The organism is Nostoc sp. NMS8 (genome assembly GCF_017115045.1).
In the GTDB taxonomy this organism is placed as follows: Bacteria; Cyanobacteriota; Cyanobacteriia; order Cyanobacteriales; family Nostocaceae; genus Nostoc.
In genome coordinates this window covers 23,246-29,601 of the sequence record NZ_JABXKK010000051.1, presented here as the reverse complement: position 1 = coordinate 29,601, position 6,356 = coordinate 23,246, and the positions used below count along the sequence as shown (strand labels likewise).

Annotated in this window: 6 protein-coding genes and 1 pseudogene; 6 read left to right on the top strand and 1 reads right to left on the bottom strand. The window is 40.7% G+C overall.

Translation table 11 applies throughout. From position 1 onward, the window contains the following. From HWQ39_RS10075 to HWQ39_RS10060, 4 genes and pseudogenes are all read left to right on the top strand, one after another. Window positions 1-794 (top strand): annotated as a pseudogene (locus HWQ39_RS10075) (bifunctional DNA primase/helicase); the annotation flags it as partial. An 80-nt stretch (window positions 795-874) separates the two neighbouring features. Beyond that, the gene (locus tag HWQ39_RS10070) at window positions 875-1,858 is read left to right on the top strand and encodes a site-specific integrase (protein WP_292843827.1); all 984 of its coding nucleotides are present in this window, start codon (window positions 875-877) and stop codon (window positions 1,856-1,858) included. A gap of 201 nt (window positions 1,859-2,059) precedes the next feature. Continuing rightward, the gene (locus tag HWQ39_RS10065; RefSeq protein WP_292843825.1) at window positions 2,060-2,254 is read left to right on the top strand and encodes a hypothetical protein; all 195 of its coding nucleotides are present in this window, start codon (window positions 2,060-2,062) and stop codon (window positions 2,252-2,254) included. 9 nt (window positions 2,255-2,263) lie between these two features. Further along, entirely contained in the window at window positions 2,264-2,956 is a 693-nt protein-coding gene (locus HWQ39_RS10060; protein ID WP_292843823.1) for a hypothetical protein, read from the top strand. Window positions 2,957-3,135: 179 nt separating this feature from the next. Here HWQ39_RS10060 and HWQ39_RS10055 read toward each other — a convergent pair whose 3' ends face one another. Next, the gene (locus HWQ39_RS10055) at window positions 3,136-3,789 is read right to left on the bottom strand and encodes a hypothetical protein (RefSeq protein WP_292843821.1); all 654 of its coding nucleotides are present in this window, start codon (window positions 3,787-3,789) and stop codon (window positions 3,136-3,138) included. A gap of 701 nt (window positions 3,790-4,490) precedes the next feature. Between HWQ39_RS10055 and HWQ39_RS10050 the strand changes: the two genes are divergently transcribed. Beyond that, window positions 4,491-5,324: a hypothetical protein gene (locus tag HWQ39_RS10050; protein ID WP_292843819.1), complete on the top strand. Its 834-nt coding sequence runs from the start codon at window positions 4,491-4,493 to the stop codon at window positions 5,322-5,324. Between the two features lie 41 nt (window positions 5,325-5,365). Beyond that, window positions 5,366-6,346 carry a hypothetical protein gene (locus HWQ39_RS10045; RefSeq protein WP_292843817.1) on the top strand — a complete coding sequence of 327 codons (981 nt, stop codon included), beginning with the start codon at window positions 5,366-5,368 and terminating at the stop codon, window positions 6,344-6,346. Window positions 6,347-6,356: the final 10 nt, after the last annotated feature.

Genomic DNA, 6,356 nt, shown 5'->3' with positions numbered 1-6,356 from the left:
CCAAAACTGGGCAAAGTTATCCTACCCCACCAACAATTGTCACCCAAAAAGACCGCACCGAGCGCGACAATCTACCTTTGTGCATCGACTGGGGTAATTACTCGGCACGGTGGTTGGCTAGATTTAACCTGGGGCTGCATCAGATTCTCACTTCTTTAGTTGCGGGTGAGGAATTTACCGCCTCGGATTCCACCTTACTCAAGATGAGGGAGATCGCCATACATTGTGCTGCTCACGTCAAAGCAATTCTTGGGTTTACTATCCCCAGTGACTGTAAACCTATTTGGTTGCTCGGTACTTTAGTCGAGCAGCTGGGGTTAAAGTTAACCTTCCGCAAGCAAGGTAAACGGGGTCAACAGGTGAAACTTTTCTCTTTATCTAAAAAGGAATTGGAATTTGCTCAAGAGATAATTGCTCATCGCGTGGCAAAACGCGCCTATTACGCGACCCAAACCCCTGCTGTATATAGCATAAACCATAATCAGCAGGCCGTATCCATCCCCCCCCTTGATGCTATAGGAAACTCCCATTGCCAAGAGGAGGATACTACCGAATTTGAGTCGCCTCCGACCGATCGCATTACTCTACTTCATTGCGTGGAAATACTTCGCTCTGGTATTTCTCGTGGAGTTGAGGCAATTAAAGGCATTCTCAAGCAATGGGTTGAGGATTTGCGCTGGGAGACGGTGCTGGAACTTGAAGCGATCGCGGCAAATGAACTGCGACTTGTGGAGTCGGCAGTACCGGAATTTTACGCCTTGCTAAGTGAAGAGGTGTTGCCTGTTGAGGGGTAAAGTCAGCATCACATGCACGCAATTATGAGACAATTACTTATTAGAATCTAGCAAGCGAGAATTGCTGTTCTGATAAGTAAATGCCTGAAACCATTGAAAACACCGCACCCTCTCCTCTCGCTCTGCCTTCTCCCATCCCGCTAGTCGAACATCCCGCTGCGGTCTATTTGGCAACCCTTTCCCCTGGTTCCCGCCCCACAATGCGCCAAGCTCTCAATGCGATCGCGCGATTGTTAACCAACTCGAGTTGTGATGCGATGACCCTGAACTGGGCAGCACTGCGCTACAAACATACGGCGGCAGTCCGCTCTGTGTTGAGCGAAAAATATGCACCAGCTTATGTCAACAAAGTACTGTGTGCTTTGCGGCGAGTTTTAAAAGAAGCCTTGCGGTTAGAGATAATGGATGCTGTTGATTTTGCTCGTGCTGTAGATATTCCCAACGTTAAAGTCACCAAGCAATTGCGGGGACGTGTTCTCACGGCAGAAGAAATTGCCCAATTGATGCAAACCTGCTTTGATGACCCTACCCCCACTGGTTACAGAGATGCTGCAATATTTGCAATACTCCGAGGTTCTGGAGTCCGCCGCTCTGAAGTGGTGAATTTAGACCTGAGCAACCTTGAAGAGAATACTGGGGCAATAGAGGTGCGCGGTGGCAAAGGTGGTAAAGACCGGACTGTGTACTTACCCGAAAGTGGTTTAACTGTCGTTTTGGACTGGTTATCGCTTCGAGGCAACGAGGCAGGCCCTTTACTATGTCATGTCAACAGAGGCTCAAGGATAGTGCGGCGACGACTTACCTCTCAAGCAGTGCTGTTCATCTTGCAAAAACGTGGTTTAGAGGCGAGAGTAACTAATTTCTCCGCTCACGATTTCCGTAGAACTTTCATCTCTGATCTGCTCGATGCTGGTGAAGATATTTCTACAGTTCAAAGGTTAGCTGGACACACGAACAGTGACCAGACTGCCAGATATGACCGTCGCGGTGAAGAAACTAAACGCCGTGCTGTCCAAAAGTTGACTATTCCAGGACAGAGGAAGAAATCTTCTCTATTGATGTAGTTTCTACACTTTCTCTATACTTCCTGGCTCTGAAATGCGAGCGCTCTTCTTTTCAGTTTAGGGCTATAAGGGAATGGGTCGGTGAAGTACAAGAAATGGAACCGAGCGATTATGCAGATGAGCAGTATGGGTATTTTCATTTTCAGTAAGTAGCATAATCACTGATAATATTTAATACCTAATATCTGGCGAAGATGTTTGATGCTGGAATTGCTAGGGGGTGATATCTATATTTATTTGCAATCGCCAATGGTAGCCGTTGGCAGTAGCATCTCTTCACAAAAGACATCGGCTGAAGAATGCGCTGATGCATTTGGCGATGATAGCATCAAGGTAATTCATCATGACAAATTACACGATAAAATGGGTGCGGACAGTTACGGTTTACCTAGATGAAACGTAAACATGAGCAATACAGGGCGTAAGAAAAAACTGGCATCTTTCAACTGTGATCAAAGGATTTGGGAACAGTTTATCGACCGGTGCAAATCGAAAGGGACGACCGCAACAGCCACGCTGCTCGAATTTATCGAACTCTACTTAGACGATTCTCAAGATAAGGTTGATGCAATCAGTAATAATTTAGACAAACGCTTAGATTCTCAAATTAAGGCAAGTGTTGAGAAATACCTAGCTTTTGGTAACAAGAGTAACACCGCTCCTACAAATGAAACGATATTAGCTATTTGCGAAAGACTTGATAAGCTGGAGTCAGAGTTTTCAAATGAATATAATAGCAACCAAACCACAGCAATTGATAATCTCACCAATTTAGAACAAAAAATTGAAAAGATGACAGCCCGAATGACACAGTTGGCTGAGGCAATCATTAAAATTCAAGACTATCTCAACAACCAACAAAAGCGGGGCCAAAAATCGTACTACAACAATTCATCCTATCCTGGGCAAAGTCCGCGAATGCAACCGCTAACGGAAGAAGGTTTAGCCAAGAGGCTTGGTGTAAGTGAGGAAACTGTACGCAAGGAGCGAATTAAACTTCCCCCACCGCTTTTTGTAGCATGGTGTAAGGGCAAAGATAGAGCAGGTTTAGGGTGGGAATTTAACCAAAATACGGGATTATATCAGCCAGCAAGTTAGTATTTTATTAATTTCAACTTGTAGCGGCGAATCTGCGCTGTGCTGTTGCTGTTGGCAATTTTCATTTTTCAAAAGTGTAAGTTAAGCAGTAGCCTTCGGATGCGATAGCTCAAGCGCCCACGCCCAGGTGATCGCTCCTATCTTTGCTGATCTGCTATCAGGCTGTGCTGAATTCTTGTTCAAAGCTTGTTCCATTTGTCAAGGGTGAGACAAGGTTGCAAAGCAGCATTTGGCATAAATCCAGAGGAAGAAACACCGAAATTGTTTAAAGAAGCAATTTCGTCTTCGGCATTATTGGTGGCTACTCGTATAGCTTTGGTTTTATCTTCAGGAGAAAGTTTATCAATTTTAGCGCTGTCAGGATTTGGAAGGGCAGAACCTTTTGTAAGTGAAAATTCGTGTATTTTGTAAAACTGATCTCCCCCTTCGGGTTTACCCAATAAGAGGCAACCTTTAGATTTGACAAACAAACCAACACTTTGCATATTGGGACTGAAATGACGCTTAGTGACAAACTTCACCTCTTGAACAGGCCCCCAAACAAGGACGGCTTCAGGAAAACCTTTAGATGCGACATCTCGACTTTCTTTACAGCCGTTATTGTCTCGATCGAGAAACCCTTCACTACAAACTTTCCAATTAACTCTATACAGATCAGGAGTAGTATCAACAAAGTTTTTGATTTCGGCAGCTTCTGCTTTTTGCTTTGCTGCAATCAACTCAAGTTCTGTTTCTTTGGCAATCTGTTCAGGCGTTTTACTCTGGCAAGAGATGATACCACCACCGACGAGCAAAGCTAAAATAATGGCGATTTGTGAAGTTTTGAAAAGCATCCTATTCTCGCTTAATAGCTAACTATTTATTCTCGGAAAAACTGGATAGTAAAAAAGCTAAATTTAGTTTGATTTGGAAAAGTAATTTGATGTATTTATGAAATCAATGAGAGCTAAATTTTATCCTAAATAATATATAATAATTCGATTTGAAATAGCAAGCTAAAACCAGCAATTAACTATTAAAAAACTTGAACTTTTGCAATGACTTTCCTTTTAATCAGGCAAAAGTGATAATTCTATAACAGGATGTCAACAAAAAGCAATAGCCAGAAGTACGATATTTTTTTAGACTTCGAGCGATTCCTTTGAAGTGGGGGAATATGCCATAGTGTCTAAGTAAGACTTCAGCATGGGCAACACTCATTCAGGCAAAGTGAATTCTGATTAAAACAGAATTCAGGAGTCAGGAGTCAGGAGTCAGAATTCAGAAAATAGGTATAAATTCTATACGAGTGGCGGGTGAAGAAAGGGGTTTAAAACCTCCACAAAACTAGAATTTTTGGTGGTCTTAAAGACGCTCTCTACGAGACGCTAGCGCGAACGCGGACTCGCTTGCCGCCGGCGCTATCAGTGATGGATCTGAATTCCCCATTGATTTATTCTGACGGAGTGAATTTCGATGTATTTAATGTATCTTCTTATGGTAAAAAGTTAACTTTTGCAGTAAGAGGAGGGAGAACAAAAGAGTTAGTGGAGAAATGGTAGAAGTTTGGCGATATTGGGAATTTGAGCATCCATCAAGTTCTGTAGTAAGAGTGATAGCAACACCAACAGGGCTAGAGTTATTTGCAGTGGATGTATTGCAAATAGTAGCTCCAATTTTAAATGATGATTTCGTGAGGTCAATTGAAGTTCAGAAACGATTAGTGATGATGGAGAATAATCAAGTGAGTTTGGTATCGACACTCAGCGCTCTATCGATTCACTCATTAATATCACTACCAACTGTAGTAGAACACAATGTAGTCAGGCAATTTATGCAATGGGTAAGAACAAATGTGATGCCAGTGTTTAAAAATGATGTGACGATGATTGCAGTTGAGCAACCCAAATACTTATTTCAAGAAATAGATTACTCTCAGAAAGATTCTTTGATTAAGTATTTGTATTTTCAAAATAGTGATTCTTGGTCATCAAATAGTATTGATTTATATTTAAAGTTGATTTTTAAAAAGCTTCCATTGCCAGCTAGCTGTCCTCAGACTATTGATTTAAATGGGATTGACTTCAGAAGTAGATATTTTCAAGTATTGAAGACAGTACTAAGGTCAGTCAGCAGTTATGAATATATTTATGAAGATTTGGTTATCAGGTCGGCAAATTTATTGATAGCTCAATCATTAGATTTGTTAGTTTATTACCATTTAAATAAATTAAATGAGTCTGATTTAAATCAGGTAATAGAACAAGGATTAATATTACAAGCTTTGGGAACAATGGTTAATAAATCAATTGAAAATTTCAAGGATTTAAAACCAATGTATTTAAACCTATTAGACTACTTTTCAGCAGAGATGCTAGCACTGGACTAAACCCTGAAACTGATTAAACATGAAATAGAGGAGAAAATCAGATGACAGATATTTTAAACGATGAGGCGGAGATCCTTAACGGAGTAGAAGAATTACTTTTGGGAACAGATGAAACAACAGAAGCAGAAAGGACAGAAGATATACAGCAGATGCCAGAAGCAGTAACTACAGGTGAAAAAACAGAAGCAGAAAATACAGTCCTGCCACAAAGAAAACCCGCAGTCACCAATAAAAAACAGTGGAGTCGGAGATTAGTCATAGTGACAGGAGATAAAGGAGGAGTAGGTAAAAGTACTTTCGCCAGAGGATTAGCGCAAACATATTTGGATATGAAAAAAGAATTTTTGGCTTTTGATGCAGATATATCTAATTCTCATTTAAGTAGATTTTATGGGGATAAATGTTTAGTGAGAGAATTAGATTTTTTTACAGAAGGGAACGTGGACATTTTTCTAGATGATTTAAAAGAGTTAATAGAGGATAGTCTAGGCACAAAAGGGGAGGTTGTGCCCGGAAAGTCTTTATTCTTACTGGAATTACCACCACAGTCCATGAGAATCTTAAGAGATGTTGTAGAACAAATGAAGTTCTTGTCTACAGTTGAAGAATTATATGATATGCGAGTAACAATCGTAGTTGTAATTAGTCGAGTAATGGATTCAGTCAAGCAGTTGACAACTCTATATGATTTTTGTCAAGACCAAGTAGATTATATCGTAGTGAAGAATTTGTTCTTCGGTTCGCCAGAAAACTTTGTCAGATATAAAGAGTCTTCAGACGTAACAACAATTAAGGATTTATTAAAAGAAAGGGAGATTCCCTTTCTGGAAATAACGATGCCAGATTTAATAGAACACGCTTATGATTATTTAGATAAGAATAGCTTGACGTTTAATCAAGGAATAGAGCAAAAAGAAAAACCATCAGTTAAAGGAAGGGTAAGTACTTGGATCAGCAAATTCAAGGAACAAGTTTGGTTGGCAAGAAGCATTTTAGGATTAAACGATGTCCCCCGTTTGTAGACGTTTAGTG

Excerpts from the sequence above, each read along its gene's own strand:
- HWQ39_RS10070 (WP_292843827.1), top strand. The coding sequence starts at position 875 with ATGCCTGAAACCATTGAAAACACCGCACCCTCTCCTCTCGCTCTGCCT.
- HWQ39_RS10065 (WP_292843825.1), top strand. The coding sequence starts at position 2,060 with ATGCTGGAATTGCTAGGGGGTGATATCTATATTTATTTGCAATCGCCA.
- HWQ39_RS10060 (WP_292843823.1), top strand. The coding sequence starts at position 2,264 with ATGAGCAATACAGGGCGTAAGAAAAAACTGGCATCTTTCAACTGTGAT.
- HWQ39_RS10055 (WP_292843821.1), bottom strand. The coding sequence starts at position 3,789 with ATGCTTTTCAAAACTTCACAAATCGCCATTATTTTAGCTTTGCTCGTC.
- HWQ39_RS10050 (WP_292843819.1), top strand. The coding sequence starts at position 4,491 with ATGGTAGAAGTTTGGCGATATTGGGAATTTGAGCATCCATCAAGTTCT.
- HWQ39_RS10045 (WP_292843817.1), top strand. The coding sequence starts at position 5,366 with ATGACAGATATTTTAAACGATGAGGCGGAGATCCTTAACGGAGTAGAA.